Origin of the sequence: Halomonas sp. KX33721 (assembly GCF_001596805.1) — a bacterium.
GTDB classification, from domain to species: domain Bacteria; phylum Pseudomonadota; class Gammaproteobacteria; order Pseudomonadales; family Halomonadaceae; genus Vreelandella; species Vreelandella aquamarina.
In genome coordinates, this window is sequence record NZ_LVIA01000016.1 from 1 (window position 1) to 19,511 (window position 19,511).

Sequence of the window (19,511 nt, forward strand, 5' to 3'; positions counted from 1 at the left end):
GCAGATCATCCTCGACTTCGGGCAGGATATCGGGCGCATGACGGTGCTCAAGACGCTGCGGAGCCGACTGCGTTATCCACGAGGAACGCCATGCTGACCGTCAATCGGCGACACTCTATCCACAAGCAGTTCCAAGCGACACGCGATCGCCAGATATGTCGTGCCTGGCGGGTGGAAAGGCATGACAAAACGGGCCGTCAGCACCGATCAGCACGGTGGGTTTTGGCAATAACGGGCTTGCGAAAGCCAACTTGCACGGGGCGAATGATCAAAAAGTGCTCGCTGGCGGTGATAGGGAAAGTGTCGGCGCCGGCTTCACGGATTCAGGTATATGTCAACGCACTCGCTTGGGTAGTATGAGCAGCGCGCCTTTTACTCGCCTTCGCATTTACCACCTTTCACTCATGTTAGGAAACAACCTGTTATGACGGTGCCTTTACTTGCCCTCTTTCTTTTGTGCTGCTACTGGCCTTTTCACTCGTTGCTGGCACCGCGCTGGCCCAATCTGCCCCACGAGTCGAGCTGGCGAGCGTCAACCGGGAGCCGATTTATCAAGAGCTTAACCTGGTCGGCACGGTGAACTCCCTGGAGGATGCGCTGCTCTCCTCGTCGGTGGCCGGGCTGGTCGCGGGCATAAACAAACACGGCCACCCATCGGTGGCCGCGTCTATTGCCTACTGACAGGATGTTTAGAAAGCGACGTTCAGGCCCAGCCACACCCGGCGGCCGTCATCCACATAGCCGTATTCGTCGTAGGTGATGCGCTCATCAAACAGGTTGTAGATACCGGCGTTCACCGTGGTGCTATCGTTGAGCTGATAGCCAATACCCGCATCCACGAAGGTGTAGGACGGCGCGACAATCGCGCTTTGTGACGGCCCGGTGGTGGGCTGGCTCTCCTCACCCCGGTAGCTCACTTTGGTCCACTGGCTAAGCCGTGCGTTCACATCCCAATCCAACGTGGCCGACACCTGGTGGCGGGGCAGCTGGGTCAGCGGCTCGCCAGCGTACTCGCCGCTTTTCTGTTCGGAATCGGTGAAGGTGTAGCTGGCGGTAAGCGCTAGCGTGTCGGTCAGCGGTGCGCCTAGACTGGCCTCGACCCCTTGGGTCACCGCGTCATCGATGTTGACCCGGTACGTGGGGTCGCTGCCGAACTGGTTCGGGCCTGCATTGCAAATATCGATCGGGCAGGCGATACGGGTGATTTTGTCTTCGAAATCGTTATGGAACAGCGTGAGGCTGCCGTTCAGGCCTGCGTCGTTGCCGTACAGCAGGGCAATCTCTTTATTGAGCGAGGTTTCCGGCTCAAGGTCAGGGTTGCCGTATACATTACCGCCACGACTGATCTGCCCCCAGTCCGGGGTAATTTCCCGCAGGTTGGGGGAACGGTAGCCGGTGGATACGCCGCCTTTCAGGGTCCATTCAGGTGTCATGTTCCATACGCTGTAAAGGCGCGGGCTGAGGTGGCTGCCATAGTTGTCGTCATCGTCCAGGCGCAGCCCGCCGGTCAGTGCCCAGGCGTTTGTCAGCATCCACTCATCTTCCATAAACAGCGCCCACTGGCTGTTCTCAACCGCCGTACGGTCGGAGATTTGGTTGGTGGTGCCATCCTCCAGCGACTCCTCTTCCCAGCTCGCGCCGACGGTGAGCATGTGCATACCCAAGGGAATCACTACGCTGGTTTTCGCGGTGGTGTTGGTAATCTCGATATCCCGCGATTGGTTTTCGCTGCGCTCACGCTGTACGAAGGTTTCGCTGGTGCCCCAGTCGAAGCGGCCGCTATGGGTCAGCGCTACATGGCTATTGGTGTATTCACCGATACTGTCGGTGCAGCCGCCACGGCACCCTTCCGCAGGCGCCGAGCGCCCAACCAGCGAGCGGCGATCCTGCTCGGTGATCCCCGCTTCTGCAGTAAAGTCGTGGTTATCGCTGGCGGCCAGGCTTAGCCGTGCGGTCAGGCTTTGTAAGCTCTTCTCTTCGTAGCCGTTTTCAATATCGTCTTCGTCGCGTTCTGAGGTGCGGCCATACAGCTGCAGGCCTAAACGATCCGCCACCAGCGGCCCGCTTAGGTAGAAGTTGGCTTGGCGGCTGTCGCCGGAGGCGCTGTCTTCCTGCAGCACGGTATCGAGCTGGATGTTGCCGTGCCAGCTATCCGCCACTTTGCGGGTAATCACATTGATCACCCCGCCGATGGCATCGGAGCCGTACAAGGTCGACATCGGCCCGCGCACCACCTCGATACGCTCGATGGCTTGCAGCGGCGGCAGCCAGTCCTGTTCGAAGCCTGCGCTGCCGTTGGGGCGTGATTCGCGGGAGTTTTGTGGGCGGCCATCCACCAGAATCAGCGTGTATTGGGAAGGCATACCGCGAATGGAGATGTCATTGCCGTTATCGCCTGCCCCGCCTCCAGTCACTACCACGCCGGGGACATCCCGCAGCGCATCGGTGACGTTTTGGAAGTGTCCACGCTCCAGCTCTTCACGGGAGATGACGCTGATTGAGGCGGGTGCACTGCTAATTTGCTGCTCAAAGCCAGAAGCGGTGACCACGATATCGTTGAGCTGAGGCGTTTCTTGAGCCGCAACTGCCCCGCAGGCGAGAGATGAGATAGCGCTGGCCAGCAGCGTACGGCGCAAACGTAAAGACATAGCGGGTTCCTTTGAATTGAAAGAGCACTTATACTTAAATACGAATTATTAGCATTTGTATTTTTGCATACTCTTTGCACAAAGAGGCGGGACGGTGCGTTCAACCAACCGGAACAAAAATAGCAATTATTTTCATTCAAATAATTAAGTGGCACAATGGCGTGACCTCGTTCCCCCAGTGGCCCCGACTATGTACGATTTTGATGAACTCGCCGCTTTTGCCGATGTGATGACCACCGGCAGCCTGACGCGCAGCGCACAGAAGCTCGGGCTTGCTAAATCCACGTTAAGCCGGCGCATTAGTCAGCTAGAAGCCCGGCTGAACCAGCCGCTGCTGCGTCGCCAGGCGAACCGTTTGATTCCCACCGAAGCGGGCCTGCTGTTTCACCAGTACTGCACCGAGCTGCTGGCCATGGTCGCCCATAGCCAAGAGGCGCTAGCAGAACTTCGCGAGGAGATCAGCGGTAAAGTGACGCTGGAGGTACACGGTGCGCTGGCCCGAGGCTGGATGGCGGGCGTCGTGGATGCGTTTCTGACCCGCTACCCCAAGGTCGAGCTGACCTTGCACACCCGGGAAACGCCGCCTAGTAAAATGCACAGCAACAGCGTGCATATTTGGCTAGGCGCCACCCATGAGTGTGGGCTGAATCAAGAGCGCTTGGGCCACCTCACCCGCGGCCTCTACGCCAACCCACACTATCTGGCCCACGCGGGAACACCGCAACACCCCCAAGAGCTGGATGCGCATGCCTGGATCGACTTGTTGGATACTGCCTCCAGCGGCCTGCTGCTGCATCACCCCGAACACGCCGACTACCTGTTCAACGCGCCCCGCTCGCGACTCCGGGTAGATCTCACGGCGTTGCACATCGATGCCATTGCCTATGGCCAGGGCATTGGCCTGCTGCCCCACTGGGTGGTCGAGAAGCGTGAGTGCCATCACCCTGGCGATTTGGTGAACTGTTTGCCGGGCTGGGAGCCTGCCCCGCTCCCCATCACGCTGCTTTACGCTTACGGGCACCACTCCCGCCGGGTAAATGCGCTGCTTGAGTTTCTCCGCGAGCAAGTACCTGCTGCGTGGCAAACGCTTCCCGAGGCCGCTCATGCCACCTAAGACATTCGCCTTGCCAGTTAGCCGCCTAATTACCCACAATAGGCGGCCGATGATCGTCAAGGAACGTTAATGCTCGCTGAACTCTTCGCCGTCATGGCGCCAGTGCTGGCCGGTGCCGGGCTGGGTTTTTTATGGGTACGCTTAGGGCAACCCTACCCCGTCGATTTTATTACGCGTTTGGTCTTCAACATTGGCACCCCTGCGTTGGTACTGGCGTCGCTCTCTGGTGCCAACATTGATGCCGGCACCTTTGGGCAGATGATGCTGGCCACCGCGCTGGTCATTATCAGCATGGGGGCAGCCAGCTTTGCCGTGGCCAAACTGCTGCGTCGAGATTGGCGGGTACTGATCGCGCCGATGATGTATCCCAACACGGGCAATATGGGGCTGCCTGTCGTGCTTTACGCTTTCGGCAGCGCAGGTTTTGCTTACGGTATTACGGTGATGGTGACGGTATCGCTGTTTCAGTTCACCTTAGGAGCCGTGCTCAGCAGTAGCGGAAGCCCGATTAAAACGCTGATTAAAACCCCCACGGTTTATGCCATCTTAATTTCCATGGCCCTGCTGTTGACCGACACGCCGCTCCCGCTATGGATGGCCAACACCGTTGACTTAATGTCTGGATTCACAGTACCGCTGATGCTCATCACCCTCGGTGTGTCGCTCGCTAGTATTCAGGTGAAAAGCTTACGCTCAGGGGTTGGCTTTAGCTTGATCCGTATCCCTCTGGCCGCCGCTGCCGCTTGGTTTATTTCTGGTTGGCTTGGCTTACCGCCGCTGGCGCAGAGCATTTTGGTGGTGCAAATGTGCATGCCCGTGGCGGTATTCAACTATCTGTTTGCCCAGCGCGCCCGGCGCGAACCCGCTTATGTGGCCAGTTTAGTCTTCTGCTCAACGCTCATGGCGCTGATCTATTTACCGGTACTCTTGGCACTGTTGATGTAGCCCGGGGGAACCCCGCCCGCTTACGGCAGTCACTGCTAGACTTAGACTCTGATCCAGCGCTAACAGAGGACACTCGATGCCAACTCGATACGCTATGCCCAATCGATATGTCGGCCCCCTGATGACTCCACGCCGTTCACTGCGTTTACAGGCTAAACGCTGGATAGCGCCTTCCCTGGCAGGACTGCTACTTGCCAGCACTGCCCAGGCAGAGGTGGTTCATGATGCCCTGGAAACCGACCACTTCGCTATTACCATTGAGCGCGTGGCCAATGGCTTTGCGAACCCCTGGGCGGTGGCGTTTCTTCCCGATGGTCGCTACTTGGTGAGCGAGCGCAGCGGTGAGTTAAATCTCGTTGACTCTGACGGGCAAACGCAAGTGCTTGAAGGCATGCCCCGCGTCAGCCAAAACGGCCAGGGAGGCCTGCTCGATGTGGCCCTGCACCCTGAGTTTGGCGATGGCGAGCACGATTGGATCTACTTCACCTGGAGCAAGCCTGAGGGCGATAACAGCCGTTCAGCGCTCTCCCGCGTTAAGTGGAAAGGGGATTCGTTAGGCGACGTTGAGCACCTTTTCGTGCAGGATCGCGCCTCCTCTCCCGGCCGACACTACGGCTCCCGTTTGGCATGGCTCAAAGATGGCACGCTGCTGATGAGCATCGGAGACCGCGGCGTAGACCCTTCTCGCGCTCAGGCCAGCGATGACCACGCAGGCTCTACCCTTCGGCTCACCGAGACCGGAGAGGCCCCTGGCGATAATCCCTTTGTGGATGACGACGATACGCTGGATGAAATTTACACCATGGGCAATCGCAATATTCAGGGCATAACCGTTCTCAGCAATGGTGAACCTTGGGCCACCGAGCACGGCCCACGCACGGGTGATGAGCTGAATCAGATTGTGCCTGGCAATAACTACGGCTGGCCGGAGGTGAGTTTAGGCAATGACTATAGTACCAACGAGCCGATAGGCGTTGAATCTAAGCCTGGCATGGTTGACCCGGTATATCGCTTTGATGGGCGCTTTGCCCCCTCAGGTCTTGCCGAGGTGACTAGCGATGCCTTTGAGCCCTGGCAAGGAAGCCTGCTGGCGGGTGGTCTGGGCAGCCAAAAGCTGCTGCGCCTTACCCTTGAAGAGGGCCAAGTGGCCGGTGAAGAGCTGATTTTAGAAGGTGAGATCGGCCGTATTCGCGATGTGCGCCAAGGGCCAGATGAAGCGATTTATTTGCTAACCGACGGCGGCCAAGGCAGCCTTTACCGACTAACGCCCAGCGAGCGCTAACGTTAAGCCACCATCAGGAAGCACGATGCGATTACGTAACCTCATCATCTTAACGGTCATCGTGCCGCTTTTCGTTATCCTGGTGGTCTTTAGCCTGGTGGCGATTAAATCGCTGGAAGATAACGTTCGCTCCAAGCTGCAAACCGAGGTGGAGATTATCACCCGCGCGCTCAGCACCTCGCTGAGCTACGCGGTGGCTCGAGACAGCGCCACGCCGCTAGAAGAGGCGCTGCAGTCGGCGTTTTCGTTTCACCGCATCTACGGGGCCTACGTATTCGATACCCAAGGCCGTGAGGTATACGGCCTTGGGCTAGGTAAAGATCTGTTCACACCGGAAGAGATTCAGCAGGTCATCGAGCGCGACGACCTGCACAGCAGCTACCGACAACAGGAAGGTTGGACCTACTACTCTGCTCTCACGCCGCTACGTACCCAAGACGGCACTGTGCAAGGGGTGCTGCAGGTGAACCGACTCAATACCGGCATTGAGAATTACACCGGGTTTATCAGCATTGTGGCCGTGCTGGTCTTCGTGATTGGCGCGGCGGGCATCGTGTTCAGCATTTGGTGGGGGTTTCGCCACTACATCGAGCGGCCGCTCAACCGTCTGTTGCGCGTCATGCTGCTAGTGGAAGATGGCGACCGCAGCCAACGGGCCACAGTAGACGGTCCGACGGAGTATCGCCGTTTAGCGTCGGGCTTGAACGGCATGCTGGACGCTATGGCCGAAAAAGATCGTGATATCGATGCTCGCCAGCGGCGAGAAATCGAGCTGGAAAAACGCCTGCGCAAATCGAAAAAGCTGGCAGAGCTTGGCGTGTTGGCCGCCGGGGTGGCCCACGAAATTGGCGCACCGCTGACAGTCATCAACGGCCAGGCCCAGCGGTTGGCCCGCAGGGATACGATTGGCGACGACGAGCGTGCTAGGCTTGGCCGGATTCGCGGCGAGGTAGAGCGAATCGTCGAAATTGTCCGCCAACTGATGGAATTAGGCCGACAACATAACGTGGAGAAAGGACACCAAGCCCTTAACCAGCTTATCATTAGTGCCAGCGAGCTAGTCGAGGAGGAGCTGGAACCACGAAATATCTATCTGGATATTGATCTTCCGTCCCCTCCCCCCCATTTATTAGTTAACGGTCAACAAATTGTGCAGGTGCTGACCAACTTATTACGCAACGCCGCCCAAGCCCCGGACGTTAGCCATATTCGTGTTCGCGCCCAGTCGCACAGCGACGAGCTTACGGTATGGGTCGAAGATAACGGGTCAGGCATACCGACTTCGCATCATCATCAAGTGTTCGACCCCTTTTTCACCACCAAGCCGGTGGGCCAGGGCAGCGGCTTGGGACTATCGATGGTGCACCGCATTATTAACGACCACGGCGGGACGATTGGCGTATTTGACAGCGCGCTTGGCGGTGCTGGCTTTGAAATTACGCTTCCCCTTAGTGAAACCGCATCCGCTTGAGGACGACGTTTGTGACCCATCAGGAACACCTTTTACCGTTATTGGTGGTGGAAGATGACGCCGCTATCCGTGAGTTATTAGAGGAAGAGCTCAACGACGCGGGCTATGACACACTGGGTGTCCCCAGCGCTGAAGAGACCATTGCCCTGCTTAGCCACACGCCAGTGGCCATGATGATTACCGATGTACGGCTCCCCGGCATGACGGGCATTCAACTGCTGCAGCAGCTACGCCAGAGTGGCAGCGAGCTAGGCATTATTGTGATCACCGCGTTTGGCACGATTGACCAGGCGGTAGAAGCCTTAAAGCTTGGCGCAGATGATTTTTTAACTAAGCCACTTGATTTAGATGCTATCCGCGAAGCCGTATTTCGCGTACTGGAGCGACAGCGTTTGTCCCTTCCCCACGATGCGGAACTCAGTCACTTCCACGGTATTGTGGGTAAAAGCCAAGCCATGCAGTCACTGTTCCACGATGCGTCTCGATTAGCCAAAAGCGATGCGCCTATTTTGATCCTGGGTGAAAGCGGCACGGGTAAAGAGCTGCTGGCCCGAGCGATTCATCAAGAAAGTAGCCGCCACGAAGCACCTTTCGTTCCCGTTAACTGCGCCAGCATTCCCGCCGACTTGATGGAGAGCGAGTTTTTTGGTCATGTGAAAGGTGCCTTTACCGGTGCTAACGAGGCCAGAAAAGGACTGTTTCATAGCGCCCAGGGCGGCAGCCTGTTTCTCGATGAGATTGGCGAAATGCCGATCAATCTGCAGGCCAAGCTACTACGCGCCCTGCAAGAGAAAACCGTTCGCCCCGTGGGCGGCGAGCGTGAGGAACCAGTAGATGTGCGCATCATTGCCGCTACGCACCGCCACTTGGAAAAAGAGATTGAGCAGGAGAACTTTCGCAGTGACTTGTTCTACCGCTTAGAGACATTCTCACTGCGCATTCCACCGCTACGCGAGCGCGGCACGGATATCGAACACTTGGTGTTCGCACTGATTGATAAGCACGCAGAAGCCCAAGGCAAACAGATCGAACAGATCGAGCCAGAGGCGCTCAATAGCCTGCTGAACTACACCTACCCTGGTAATGTGCGTGAGCTGGAAAATGCAGTTATGCGCGCGGTAACGCTCAGCGAAGCGGGCGTACTGCAGCATCAGGATTTACCTGAGCGCCTGCGCGAACAGTCTAGCCAGCAAAAAAGCAGTGCCGACAGTACCCCAACGCTAAGCGGCGAGGTGCTACCCGGCACGCAGATTCCTGCCCCGGCGCCTGCCCGTTGGCCAAGTTTGGAAGAGGTGGAAAAGCGCTATATTCGCAAAGTGTTGGAAGCGACAGGGGGAAATAAACGGCGGACGGCCGAAGTATTAGGCATCGCCCGCCGCACTCTTTATCGGCGTTTGGAAGATAGCGAGGAGTAAGTCCAAGCCGGTCGCACTCGCCGACCGGCTTTTTCATGCTTACTCCGGGTCACTCACGCCATCGCCGGTCGACTCACGTGTCGCTTGCCCATCATTCGCCATGGGGCCGGTATCCATGGGCTCTTGAGGTTCGTCGGTCGGTACTTTCGAATCGGTGGTCGGTGCTTCGGAATCACCGCAGCCTGTCAGCACGCCCGCCATGAGCAGTGCGCTCAACAGTAGCGCCTGCCCCCTAACCTTATCAGCTGACTGGTTTGCAACCGCCCAAACTCACCGTCATACGCTTTAAACAAGCAAAAAAAAGCCCCCGCGGGCGCGGGGGGCGAAAGGATGATAAACCGTGTGGAGCAGCCGCAGGGAACAGACAGCTGGGTTGGCTTACCATCGTAGGGAGCGTTGACGGCTATTGGCCGTTAGTCATGTCGTCTTCATCATCGGTAGTGTTAACGTCGTCGGTAGTGGTCTCGCTAGCACCGGGCATGGGATCGGTGCCTTCACCGAAACCAGGATTCTCTTCAGGATCGTTGACAGCGCCCGCTTGGGTATTCTCACTCGGCATTGGCTCTTGCGTCGCCGCGGGATCTTCGCCCAAGCCCGGGTCTTCATTCATCGGCTCGTCTGCCATGGTAGGCTCGTTCCCGGTAGCCGGAGCCGTCGTGGTCGTCGCATCCTGCTCCATGGTGTCAGGTTGCTGCGCCGGGGGCATTTCATCTTCGCCGTTGCCACACCCCGCCAGGGCCAAGGTGCTGACGGTTGCGGCTAACATGCACAGTGTCAGCACACGTGGACGCTTGCGCGATTGGCTCACTTGTTTATCCATAAAGATTGCCTCCTTTTTCGACTAACGTGCTTGCGTCACTTGCCAAGCTTTTCTAAAAAGGCACATTCACACTTCATGCCAACATTGAAAAAAATACATTTATATTTAAAAAAAACAATAGCTTATTAAAAAATCGTAGCCACCGTTCGCTGTCACGACAGGGTCATGGGCGTGGGTTCAAAATGGCACATGTGGCGTAATATGGCCTGGCTGGCGGGCGCGTTGTGACACATCCCACCCATTTATGTATAATAATTTTTAATAATTTATTAAACATAACCTCATCTTCTACTTATGAACCGTTTTGTGTCGCTGCTTGCAGGGAGCACGTAAAGGCCGCAGGTAAGCGCATTGAGTAACGACACAAGGCTGCTCATTCAATCAAAAGGCACCGCTGATGGACGAGACACGCCCTGTCAAAATTCAGGTACGCGGCTTGAGTAAGGTCTTTGGCAAACAGCCCAAAAAAGCCCTCGAGTTACGCGACCAGGGCCTCAAACGCCCTGAGATTCTCGAAAAAACCGGCCAAACCCTCGGCCTTTCCGATATCTCCTTCGACGTCTACGAAGGTGAACTACTGGTCATCATGGGCCTGTCTGGCTCGGGTAAATCCACGCTGATTCGCTGTTTGAATCGCCTGATCGATACTACCGAAGGCGAGATCATCATCGACGGAGAGAACATCCCCACGTTGGGTGAAAAAGCGCTGCTGGAGTGCCGCCGCCGTCATTTCTCGATGGTCTTTCAAAACTTCGCGCTTTTCCCCCATCGCACGGTTCAACAGAATGCCGAGTTCGGCCTGGAAATTCGCGGCGTCGAAAAATCGGAGCGCCAGTCGATTGCTCATAACGCGCTGAAGCAGGTGGGCTTAGAGGGCTGGGAAGACGCCTACCCCAATCAACTATCAGGTGGTATGCAGCAACGCGTTGGGCTTGCTCGCGCCCTGGCGAACGATGCCAGCGTGCTCTTAATGGACGAGGCGTTCTCGGCCCTCGACCCGCTGATCCGTAAGGATATGCAGCAAGAGCTACTGCAGCTGCAAAGCAAAATGCAGAAGACCACTGTCTTCATCACCCACGACCTCGATGAAGCGCTCAATATCGGCGACCGCATCGTGCTGCTGAAAGATGGTGAAGTCGTACAAATTGGCACGCCAGAAGAGATTCTGACCAAGCCCGCCGATGACTACGTCCGCCGCTTTATTGAAGGGGTGGACCGCTCGCGCATTCTGACCGCCGAGAGCGCCATGCGCCCGGTACGCACCACCGCACGCGACAGCGATGGCCCACGTACAGCGCTGCATCGGATGCGCGATCACAGCATTGACTCCATCTACGTCACTGACCGTGACCGTCAGTTGTTAGGCCTGCTGGAAGCGGACGCTGCCAGCCGCGCCATTGAGGCAAAAGCCGAGACCATTACCGACCATCTGACTCAAGATTTCCGCAAAGTGCCGCCAGACGAGCCGCTGCAAAACCTCTTCGCCATGTTTAGCGAAAAGAGTTACCCGATTGCCGTGGTGGATGAGCAGCAGCGCCTGCTGGGCGTTGTAGTGAAAGGCGCAGTCCTGGATGAACTGGCACGAGCAGGAGAACAGTAATGGAGATAACACGCATTCCTTTAGGTAGCTGGATCGAAAGCGGCCTGACGTGGCTGACAAGTGAATATTCGGTGGTTACCCGCGGCATTTCCCGCGTGACACAGGCAGGGATCAACAGCCTCAACGATGGCCTAATGTGGCTACCCGAGTGGGCGCTACTGGCGATTATTGCACTGCTGTGCTGGAAACTCGCCAGCACTCGCCTGGCCATTGGTGCGGTTGCCGGGCTGGCTTTGATCTGGAACCTAGGGCTTTGGAACCCGATGATCGAGACGCTGACGCTGGTGGTGATTGCCACGCTGGTCGCAGTAGTCATCGCCCTGCCTGTGGGGATTGCCGCCGCACTATCGGAGCGGCTCTACCGGGTGATCATGCCGGTGCTGGACTTTATGCAGACCATGCCAGCGTTTGTGTATCTGATCCCTGCCATCCCGTTTTTCGGCATTGGCTCGGTGTCGGCGATTTTTGCCACGGTCATCTTCTCCATGCCGCCCGCCATTCGCTTTACCACACTGGGCATCCGCCAAGTGCCGACCGAACTCATCGAAGCTGCCGACGCCTACGGTGCCACGCGAGGCCAAAAACTGTTCAAAGTGCAGTTGCCGCTGTCGCTGCCCACGGTGATGGCGGGCATCAACCAAACCATCATGCTGGCACTGTCGATGGTGGTCATCGCCGCCATGATCGGTGCAGACGGCCTGGGCAGCGAAGTGTGGCGTGCCATTCAGCGCTTGCGCCCTGGCGATGGCTTCGAAGCCGGGATTGCCGTGGTCATTCTAGCCATGCTGCTGGATCGTCTGACGCAGTCGCTGCGCAAATCGCGCCGCTCATAGCCGCTCTCGGCGCTGCGTTGACCATGGCATTTGATCCCTCCGTGATGATTGACCATGCTGAAAGCGCCAAAAGGTAATTTACGTTAAACCACAACACACTATTTATACTGCAGTGGCGCTCGCCACTGCCCATCAACAGGGAGCAAGTGAATGAAAACTCGTACGTTGAATCACCGCATCCGTCTCGCCTCATTAGCCCTCTTCGCTGGCACAGGTCTCGCTGCCGGCAGCATGGCCCACGCCCAAGATCAAGGCACGGTCAACTTGGCCTATGTCGAGTGGTCCTCTGAAGTCGCTTCCACTAACGTCATTGCTGCGGTTCTCGAGCAGGCAGGGTTCGAGGTGGAACTGACCTCGCTGTCCGCAGCGGCCATGTTCCAAGCCCTCTCCACGGGTGATGCCGATGCCATCGTCGCCGCCTGGCTGCCCACCACTCACGCAGAGTACATGGAGCGTGTCGGTGACAATACCGAAGACTTAGGCCCCAATCTGGATGGCACCAAGCTCGGCTTGGTCGTACCTGAGTACACCGACGTGGACTCCATCGCCGATCTGAACGACAACGCCGACAGCTTCAACGGCGAGATCATCGGTATTGACCCCGGTGCCGGCCTGATGGCACTCACCGAAGAGGTCGTGGATACCTATGACCTCGGGCTGAACCTGCGCAGCGGCAGCGGTGCTACCATGACGGCTGCTTTGGCCAGTGCCATCCAAAACGAAGAGGATGTGGTCGTCACTGGCTGGACGCCGCATTGGATGTTTGCTCGGTTCGATCTGAAGTACCTCGAAGACCCAGAAAACGTCTACGGCGGTGCCGAGCAGATCCATACCGTCGTACGTAGCGGTCTGGAAGAAGACATGCCAGAAGCCTACGCCATTCTGGATGCCTTCGAGTGGACGCCCGAGCAGATGGGCGAGGTGATGCTGATGAACCAAGAAGATGGCAGCGACCCCTACGAAAATGCCAAGCAGTGGGTAGAAGAGAACCAAGACGTGGTCGAGCAGTGGCTCAACGGCTAGTCATACTCTGCCCGAGCGTTAAATGACAGAGGGCTTCGGCCCTCTGTCGTCGTTGTAAATGTGACGTTTTTTCGTGCTAATGTGCCCGCGCGTTGAACAAAGATTAAGCAACGTTTGCTACTGTTACTGATGTAATACACGCCTGCTAACGCATTGGTGATTGGCCAGAAGGTAACTGCTGGCCCATCCAGGTGCGTTTGGCGGTTTCTGTCCGACATGGAGAGGCTCCCGTGGATAATCCTGACTCTAAGCATCCCGCTGATGAGCCGGTATCAGAAGGCATCCCCGCCCCTGATGGTCCGGCTAACCTGATCGATACCGATTATGTGATCGGCCAAGACAACATTACGACGAGTGCAATGGGCTTCAACCTTGACCTACACGGCAAGGTATTCACCATTTCGTCACTCGTGGTACTGCTGTTCGTCATACTCACCTTGGCACTGCAAGATACGATTTCGCCGATCTACGACGCCGTTTTTGGCTTCCTGACCGGCAATCTGGCTTGGTTCTTCATTTTGGCCGCCAATATCTTCGTTCTGCTTTGTCTGGGCCTGATCGTATCGCCGTTGGGCAAGATTCGCATCGGCGGAGCGGACGCCAAGCCTGATTTCACTTATACCGGCTGGTTTTCCATGCTGTTTGCGGCGGGTATGGGCATTGGGCTAATGTTCTTTGGCGTCAATGAGCCGCTGACCCACTTCGGCACCTCTTTGGAGGGTGGCGACTGGGCACCGCTGGCTGGCGCTGAGGGCGATACGGCAGGCGCAGCGGCGCTGGGCATGGCGGCAACGATCTTCCACTGGGGTCTGCATCCGTGGGCGATTTATGCCGTGGTGGCTCTGTCATTGGCGCTATTCTCGTTCAACAAAGGCTTGCCGCTCTCCATGCGCTCGGTGTTCTACCCGCTACTGGGTGAACGCGTTTGGGGTTGGCCGGGCCACTTGATCGACATTCTGGCGGTGTTTGCCACACTGTTTGGTCTGGCCACGTCACTGGGGCTGGGCGCCACCCAGGCCGCTGCTGGCTTGACCTATCTGTTTGGCGCGCCGGAAAGTGATATCACGATGATTCTGCTCATCATCGGTATCACGATAATAGCGACTGGCTCGATCGTTGCCGGTGTCGACAAGGGCGTACAGCTGCTGTCGAAAATCAACATCGCCATGGCTGCCGCGCTGCTGTTCTTCGTGATCGGTGTCGGCCCGACGCTGCTGATTGCGACTGGCTTTTTCGAGAACCTATTGAGCTATGTGGTTCATCTTCCGGCCCTCTCCAACCCCTTTGGCCGTGAAGATGCCAACTTCAGCCAAGGCTGGACTGCCTTCTACTGGGCCTGGTGGATCTCCTGGTCACCCTACGTCGGCATGTTCATCGCGCGGGTTTCCCGTGGCCGTACCGTTCGTGAATTCCTGATCTCGGTGCTGCTGGTGCCTTCGGTCGTCTCGGTACTGTGGATGACGACCTTCGGTGGCACTGCCATCGACCAGTACGTGAGCCAGGGTATCGAAGCCGTGCGTGACGCCGGTGTGGACCTGCAGCTGTTCGTGATGCTGGAGCAGTTGCCGCTGTCGCAGATCACCTCGTTCATTGCGATTCTGCTGGTCATCATCTTCTTCGTGACCTCATCGGATTCTGGCTCGCTGGTCATCGACTCCATTACCGCAGGTGGCAAGGTCGATGCACCGAAACCGCAGCGTGTGTTCTGGGCGATCATCGAAGGCGCGATTGCCATTGCACTGCTGCTGGGGGGCGGTTTGACGGCCCTGCAAACCATGGCCGTGTCGACCGGGTTCCCGTTCACCATCATTCTACTGGTGGCCTGCTACGCCATCATCAAAGGCTTGATGAGCGAACCCAAAGCAGTGTAAGTAACAGCTTCAACTCGGCAAGACGTCAACGGGCAGCCCAAGGGCTGCCCGTTTTATTATGCAAAGAAGGTGCGAGCGCTAACACCACAGCGCTTTTAAAGGCGTCTCAGGGCTATAGCGATTGGCGATTTGCGCCTGCAAAAGCTCGGCAGTGGCAAGAGCATCAATGAGCGCATGGTGGCCTTGGTAAACGGGTAAGCCGTAGCGCTCGCGGCTGGCGTTGAGGCGAATCGATACCGGCGGACGCCCCAGCCAGCGGCGAAAGCGTGCCCACAGTGTTTGTCGATGCCACCGCGCTTCCAACGACATGGTATCGATCATGGGAAACAACACCCCCTCACCACGGCGCGCCTTCACCGCCGCATCGAGAAAAGGTCGCTCGATATTACGAAAGTGAACCACCACGACCCGCCCGGCCAACACCGTCAACAGCTCGTCTAGCACGCTATCCAAGTCTGGCGCATCGGCAATCTCCGAGTGCGTGATGTGGTGATACGCTATCGATTCCTCATCTAACGGACGGGGCGGTTTCACTACCCAGTAACGGCGCTGAGCCATGGATATACGCCCTAACGTAAACGGCACGACGCCAATGCTGACGATCGCATGGCGTCGCTCATCGAGTCCGGTGGTTTCCATATCCAGCGCGACGAGCGGCACCTCGGACAGCGGCGTCTCGGGATCAGGTATCGGCGTATCGAAAAAGCGTATCAAGGTGTCATCTTTGGCCCGCTCGGCCCGAGCGGCCATATAGCCCTTCCAATCGGCTTGAGTGACCTTTTGGCGCGGACGAATACCGTGCATATCAGCGCCTCTGCCGTTGGCTGGGAACGGGGTAGCGGAACTTCAAAAACTTCTGAGCATTGCTCAACACCTGAAAAGCATCCTTTAGAGTGTGCCGTTCGCTGTCTTCTACGTTCTCCGGCTCGATATTGTTGTCCGGCTCACGCTCTTCCTGCAGGTCGATCATTTGGTGACGGATCCGCGACATGCACAAGAACTCGAGCGCATAGCTGAGTTTGTCACTCACCCCGGTGGCTAGCAGCTGGGTTTTGCTGATGTCGTCCAAGCGCTGGAAGGAGTTTTGCGCTTTGGAACCGCAGGCCAATGCATGCACGCGAATCAAATCCACCATCGGTGCCGTTCCGCGCCGCTTTAGGTTGATGGAGTTGTTGTGCTTGCCATCTTTTTCCATCACGAAGGTGCGGAAGAACCCCAAAGGCGGCGTGCGATTAAGCGCATTACGCGCCATCGCCGCCAGGAATAGCGGCGACTTGGGAGCGGTTTGGGCAATCAAATCCTGCAACGTTTCAACGAACAGGTCTTCCCCATAGACGCTATCCAGATCAAAAAATATCGAGCTGTGCAGCAGCTTCTCGGGCGTTGGGTTCGCCATCCAGTCATGGAAGTAGCGTTTCCATACCGACAGCGGCTGACGCCACTGGCGATTGGTCGCCATCACATCGCCCTTGCAATAGGTGTAGCCACAGGCGGCCAAGCCATCGCTGACGAACGCCGCCAGGGCATGGAAGTACTCGTCGTGCTCTTCGGGGACGAAGTCATCAGAGAGAATCAGCGCATTATCCTGGTCGGTGACAATGCTCTGCTCATTACGCGCCATGGAGCCATTGACCATATAGCAATAAGGCACTGGCGGCGGCCCAAGGGTATCTTCTGCCAGTTCCAGCAGCCGGCGAGTAAAGCTGCGTCCAATCGTAGAGAGCGCACTGCCCACCATTTGCGAGTTAGCGCCCTCCTGCACCATGCGTACGAACGCCGCTCGAACGTCCGGCGCCAGCTTGGCAAGCCCCTGGGCGCTGGACTGGTTGAAGATATTGCTCACCAGATAAAGACCGCTCTGGGTTTCATAGCGAATAATATCGGAAAGGTGCACGACCCCCACCGGGCGCTGGCGGTAAAGCACCGGCAGGTGATGCACGTTGCTACGCAGCATGGTCAGCATCGCTTCATACACGGATGCATCGGACTGGACGGTAATCAGCCGCTCGGAGATGACCTCTCCCACAGGGGTGCTGGGCGATAGCCCCTCGGCCACGACCCGCGTGCGGAAATCGCTATCGGTGAGAATGCCGCACACCTGCCAGGTTTTGCCTTCGCTATCCTGGAAGCTGTAGCGGGGGTTATCGCTACCTTCATTAATCACCAGCACCGCAGAGGCCTGGGCATCGCTAATCTGCTTGGCCGCCTGTTGTACGCTGGTGGTGGATTCGACCATCACCGGGTAACGGGTGACCAGCTTACGAATACGGGTCACCATCATGTCGTTAGACTTCTTCTGCTGCTCGGCGGCGGTCTCTAACCGAGGACGCTCCAACTCGACGAAGTCAGCGAAGTCATCATCCTCTTCGCATAGCCGTTGAAATACCTCATTGGGAATAAAGTAAATCAAGGTATCTTCAATAGCTTTGGCGGGAAAACGCACCTTATGGTTACGCAGCAGGCTAAAGTGGCCAAAGATATCCCCCTCGCCTAGGCGGTTATAGAGCTCCCCTTGGCGGCGATAGACTTCAACTGCGCCGCTGCGGATGTAGCAAAGCTCGTCGAGGGTATCGTTGAGCTCCAGAATATCGCTGCCCGTTTTGAAGTAGCTTACCTCTACCTGCTCGGCAATCGCGTCCAGCAGCTCATCCGACAAACCATCAAACGGGGGAAACTGCCCCATGTGCTGGCGTATTTCTAATAACTCGACGTCCATACGCTCTCCTGCTGGGCGCTTTGTCTCTCTAGCTGGCTATCCGGCAGCCAATCCTGGGCTAAGTTTGTCTTGAACAACCAATATCGACAACCCTTGGGGAATGAAAACGTAGTGATAAATAATGGTGACTAATAAAAAAGCCCAACGCATGTACGTTGGGCTTTGGTCGGCTTGCGGCGTGACAGTTACTTCGCACGTTAAGGAAAATCTGTCACTATCCGCATAGCCTTAGATGAATCACTTAAGAAATGGCGCTTATGACTGGTTAGCCATCTCTTGAACGCGCTGCATCATTTCTGGATCTTGCTGGATGGATTGACCGATAGCATTGAACGTGTCGACGTCCAAGCCGCTATCTTCGACGACTTCGATCATGCGGTCGTTAGCTTCAGCGCGAACTTCCTGTTGTGTGGCTTCGTCTTCTGCTTCCTGCAGACGCTGGGTGTACTCTTGCGAGATCACGGCGATTTCTTGAGAAGCATCGGCGAACTGCTGTAGCTGCTGATCAGAAAAATCCTGAGTCGGGGCTTGTTGAGTAGCCATTGGGTCTTGCGCTTGACCGTCGGCTTGTTGGGCGTGAGCGGTGCCCGCCATCAGACCCGTCGCAAGAAGTGCAGCAGAGAACAGAGCAGTCATACGTTGCATGGTAAGAAACCTCATTGACGCGTTATGAATGTGCCCAGTGTGACGCGTCGTTTGGGCGCTGGTTCAATCTTTTATGTAAAATCAAGTAACAAAAAGAACAAAACATAAGTTATTCACGCAGCAACTCATGCTGCTATAGGAGAATTATGTCTAGTATTTTCAATGCTTTAAAAGAAAAAGACGCCGCCTCTCTCGGGCTTGCCGCCATGCCTGGTATCTTCGTTCTTTTATGGAGCACGGGCTTTATTGGCGCAAAATTTGGCCTCCCCTACGCCGAACCCTTCACCTTTTTGTTCCTCCGCTTCGTACTCACCCTACTGCTACTGACTCCCTTGATATGGATAATGCGAATTTCATGGCCTTCATCACCTACGTTATGGAAACATATCGCGGTATCGGGTTTGCTGGTTCATGGCACCTACTTAGGCGGTGTATTTTACGGTATCTATTGGGGCATGCCTGCGGGTCTGGCCGCGCTTTTGGTTGGCCTGCAGCCACTCCTCACCGCCGCCTGCGCAGGACCGCTGCTCGGCGAGCGGTTGACCAGACGGCAGTGGTTAGGCCTGTTGTTGGGATTGGTCGGCATCAGCTTGGTTCTGGGCAGTAAGCTGGAACTCGGCAGCACGCTCTTTAGCGGCTTTGGGATGGGCGCATTGGTGAGCGTGATGGCTGCCCTAGTGGGTATCTCGCTTGGCACCCTATACCAAAAGCGCTACTGCACCAGCATGCCACTACTGTCGGGCGCAGCGATCCAGTACATGGCGGCAGGTGGACTGTTGGGCATTGGCGCCCTACTGTTCGAAAGCCGCGAGGTGGAGTGGAGCACAACGTTCATACTCACGCTTGGCTGGCTCGTGCTGATTCTATCAATTGCCGCTATCCTGCTATTAATGGCCTTGATAAAGAAGGGGGAGGCTTCTCGTGTAGCGAGTCTCTTTTATCTGGTGCCTCCAGTCACGGCACTTCAGGCGTGGTGGCTATTCGATGAGCGTTTGCCGCTCCTTGGCTTAGCAGGTATGGTAATCACCATTGCCGGTGTGGTCATGGTGGTGCGCCCTTCAAAAACATAACTCATACGATAATGATGAAAATTCCAGGGCTTGGAAAAAATGACTGCACAACCTCACT

The 19,511-nt window shown here is 56.7% G+C and carries 17 protein-coding genes; 11 read left to right on the forward strand and 6 right to left on the reverse strand.

Annotated elements, in window-relative coordinates; all coding sequences use genetic code 11:
* The first annotated feature begins 456 nt into the window (after positions 1-456).
* Complete coding sequence (locus A3220_RS06645) at positions 457-681, forward strand: hypothetical protein (RefSeq protein ID WP_062373925.1); 225 nt, start codon at positions 457-459, stop codon at positions 679-681.
* 8 nt (positions 682-689) lie between these two features.
* Here A3220_RS06645 and A3220_RS06650 read toward each other — a convergent pair whose 3' ends face one another.
* A complete protein-coding gene (locus A3220_RS06650; protein ID WP_044630760.1) occupies positions 690-2,648 on the reverse strand; it encodes a ligand-gated channel protein in 1,959 nt (652 codons plus the stop codon).
* Between the two features lie 190 nt (positions 2,649-2,838).
* Between A3220_RS06650 and A3220_RS06655 the strand changes: the two genes are divergently transcribed.
* The 5 genes from A3220_RS06655 to A3220_RS06675 all read left to right on the forward strand — a co-directional run bounded on the left by A3220_RS06655 (position 2,839) and on the right by A3220_RS06675 (position 8,875).
* Positions 2,839-3,762, forward strand: a complete 924-nt coding sequence (locus A3220_RS06655; RefSeq protein WP_062373928.1) for a LysR family transcriptional regulator — start codon at positions 2,839-2,841, stop codon at positions 3,760-3,762.
* 69 nt (positions 3,763-3,831) lie between these two features.
* Positions 3,832-4,707, forward strand: coding sequence for an AEC family transporter (locus A3220_RS06660; protein WP_062362932.1), 876 nt, complete (start codon positions 3,832-3,834; stop codon positions 4,705-4,707).
* A gap of 121 nt (positions 4,708-4,828) precedes the next feature.
* A complete protein-coding gene (locus A3220_RS06665) occupies positions 4,829-5,989 on the forward strand; it encodes a PQQ-dependent sugar dehydrogenase (RefSeq protein ID WP_062362935.1) in 1,161 nt (386 codons plus the stop codon).
* Positions 5,990-6,014: 25 nt separating this feature from the next.
* Positions 6,015-7,460, forward strand: a complete 1,446-nt coding sequence (locus tag A3220_RS06670) for an ATP-binding protein (protein WP_058577514.1) — start codon at positions 6,015-6,017, stop codon at positions 7,458-7,460.
* 11 nt (positions 7,461-7,471) lie between these two features.
* Positions 7,472-8,875, forward strand: coding sequence for a sigma-54 dependent transcriptional regulator (locus A3220_RS06675; protein ID WP_062373932.1), 1,404 nt, complete (start codon positions 7,472-7,474; stop codon positions 8,873-8,875).
* A 39-nt stretch (positions 8,876-8,914) separates the two neighbouring features.
* Here A3220_RS06675 and A3220_RS17420 read toward each other — a convergent pair whose 3' ends face one another.
* Together A3220_RS17420 and A3220_RS06680 are read right to left on the reverse strand one after the other, a co-directional pair.
* Entirely contained in the window at positions 8,915-9,091 is a 177-nt protein-coding gene (locus A3220_RS17420; protein WP_161491476.1) for a hypothetical protein, read from the reverse strand.
* A 187-nt stretch (positions 9,092-9,278) separates the two neighbouring features.
* Positions 9,279-9,695, reverse strand: coding sequence for a hypothetical protein (locus tag A3220_RS06680; RefSeq protein ID WP_062362941.1), 417 nt, complete (start codon positions 9,693-9,695; stop codon positions 9,279-9,281).
* Positions 9,696-10,092: 397 nt separating this feature from the next.
* Here A3220_RS06680 and A3220_RS06685 point away from each other — a divergent pair, with 397 nt between their 5' ends.
* The 4 genes from A3220_RS06685 (at position 10,093) to A3220_RS06700 (ending at position 15,022) form a co-directional block, all read left to right on the forward strand.
* Positions 10,093-11,295 carry a glycine betaine/L-proline ABC transporter ATP-binding protein gene (locus tag A3220_RS06685; RefSeq protein WP_044630703.1) on the forward strand — a complete coding sequence of 401 codons (1,203 nt, stop codon included), beginning with the start codon at positions 10,093-10,095 and terminating at the stop codon, positions 11,293-11,295.
* Positions 11,295-12,128, forward strand: coding sequence for a proline/glycine betaine ABC transporter permease (locus A3220_RS06690; RefSeq protein ID WP_058577511.1), 834 nt, complete (start codon positions 11,295-11,297; stop codon positions 12,126-12,128). Before A3220_RS06685 ends, A3220_RS06690 begins: the two co-directional genes overlap by 1 nt.
* A gap of 150 nt (positions 12,129-12,278) precedes the next feature.
* Positions 12,279-13,151 (forward strand): glycine betaine ABC transporter substrate-binding protein, encoded by an 873-nt coding sequence (locus A3220_RS06695; protein WP_058577510.1) that lies wholly within the window; start codon positions 12,279-12,281, stop codon positions 13,149-13,151.
* A 230-nt stretch (positions 13,152-13,381) separates the two neighbouring features.
* Positions 13,382-15,022 (forward strand): BCCT family transporter, encoded by a 1,641-nt coding sequence (locus A3220_RS06700; protein ID WP_062373935.1) that lies wholly within the window; start codon positions 13,382-13,384, stop codon positions 15,020-15,022.
* A gap of 78 nt (positions 15,023-15,100) precedes the next feature.
* Here A3220_RS06700 and A3220_RS06705 read toward each other — a convergent pair whose 3' ends face one another.
* The 3 genes from A3220_RS06705 to A3220_RS06715 all read right to left on the reverse strand — a co-directional run bounded on the left by A3220_RS06705 (position 15,101) and on the right by A3220_RS06715 (position 18,383).
* Positions 15,101-15,826: a 3'-5' exonuclease gene (locus A3220_RS06705; protein WP_062373938.1), complete on the reverse strand. Its 726-nt coding sequence runs from the start codon at positions 15,824-15,826 to the stop codon at positions 15,101-15,103.
* 1 nt (position 15,827) lies between these two features.
* Positions 15,828-17,738 (reverse strand): DUF294 nucleotidyltransferase-like domain-containing protein, encoded by a 1,911-nt coding sequence (locus tag A3220_RS06710; RefSeq protein ID WP_062373942.1) that lies wholly within the window; start codon positions 17,736-17,738, stop codon positions 15,828-15,830.
* 255 nt (positions 17,739-17,993) lie between these two features.
* Positions 17,994-18,383 (reverse strand): DUF4168 domain-containing protein, encoded by a 390-nt coding sequence (locus A3220_RS06715; protein WP_054641526.1) that lies wholly within the window; start codon positions 18,381-18,383, stop codon positions 17,994-17,996.
* A gap of 146 nt (positions 18,384-18,529) precedes the next feature.
* Here A3220_RS06715 and A3220_RS06720 point away from each other — a divergent pair, with 146 nt between their 5' ends.
* Complete coding sequence (locus tag A3220_RS06720) at positions 18,530-19,453, forward strand: DMT family transporter (protein ID WP_062373946.1); 924 nt, start codon at positions 18,530-18,532, stop codon at positions 19,451-19,453.
* Positions 19,454-19,511: the final 58 nt, after the last annotated feature.

What these genes read in the sequence shown, in the direction of transcription:
- A3220_RS06650 (WP_044630760.1), bottom strand. Translation starts at nt 2,648, where the DNA reads ATGTCTTTACGTTTGCGCCGTACGCTGCTGGCCAGCGCTATCTCATCT.
- A3220_RS06655 (WP_062373928.1), top strand. Translation starts at nt 2,839, where the DNA reads ATGTACGATTTTGATGAACTCGCCGCTTTTGCCGATGTGATGACCACC.
- A3220_RS06660 (WP_062362932.1), top strand. Translation starts at nt 3,832, where the DNA reads ATGCTCGCTGAACTCTTCGCCGTCATGGCGCCAGTGCTGGCCGGTGCC.
- A3220_RS06665 (WP_062362935.1), top strand. Translation starts at nt 4,829, where the DNA reads ATGACTCCACGCCGTTCACTGCGTTTACAGGCTAAACGCTGGATAGCG.
- A3220_RS06670 (WP_058577514.1), top strand. Translation starts at nt 6,015, where the DNA reads ATGCGATTACGTAACCTCATCATCTTAACGGTCATCGTGCCGCTTTTC.
- A3220_RS06680 (WP_062362941.1), bottom strand. Translation starts at nt 9,695, where the DNA reads ATGGATAAACAAGTGAGCCAATCGCGCAAGCGTCCACGTGTGCTGACA.
- A3220_RS06685 (WP_044630703.1), top strand. Translation starts at nt 10,093, where the DNA reads ATGGACGAGACACGCCCTGTCAAAATTCAGGTACGCGGCTTGAGTAAG.
- A3220_RS06690 (WP_058577511.1), top strand. Translation starts at nt 11,295, where the DNA reads ATGGAGATAACACGCATTCCTTTAGGTAGCTGGATCGAAAGCGGCCTG.
- A3220_RS06695 (WP_058577510.1), top strand. Translation starts at nt 12,279, where the DNA reads ATGAAAACTCGTACGTTGAATCACCGCATCCGTCTCGCCTCATTAGCC.
- A3220_RS06705 (WP_062373938.1), bottom strand. Translation starts at nt 15,826, where the DNA reads ATGCACGGTATTCGTCCGCGCCAAAAGGTCACTCAAGCCGATTGGAAG.
- A3220_RS06710 (WP_062373942.1), bottom strand. Translation starts at nt 17,738, where the DNA reads ATGGACGTCGAGTTATTAGAAATACGCCAGCACATGGGGCAGTTTCCC.
- A3220_RS06715 (WP_054641526.1), bottom strand. Translation starts at nt 18,383, where the DNA reads ATGCAACGTATGACTGCTCTGTTCTCTGCTGCACTTCTTGCGACGGGT.
- A3220_RS06720 (WP_062373946.1), top strand. Translation starts at nt 18,530, where the DNA reads ATGTCTAGTATTTTCAATGCTTTAAAAGAAAAAGACGCCGCCTCTCTC.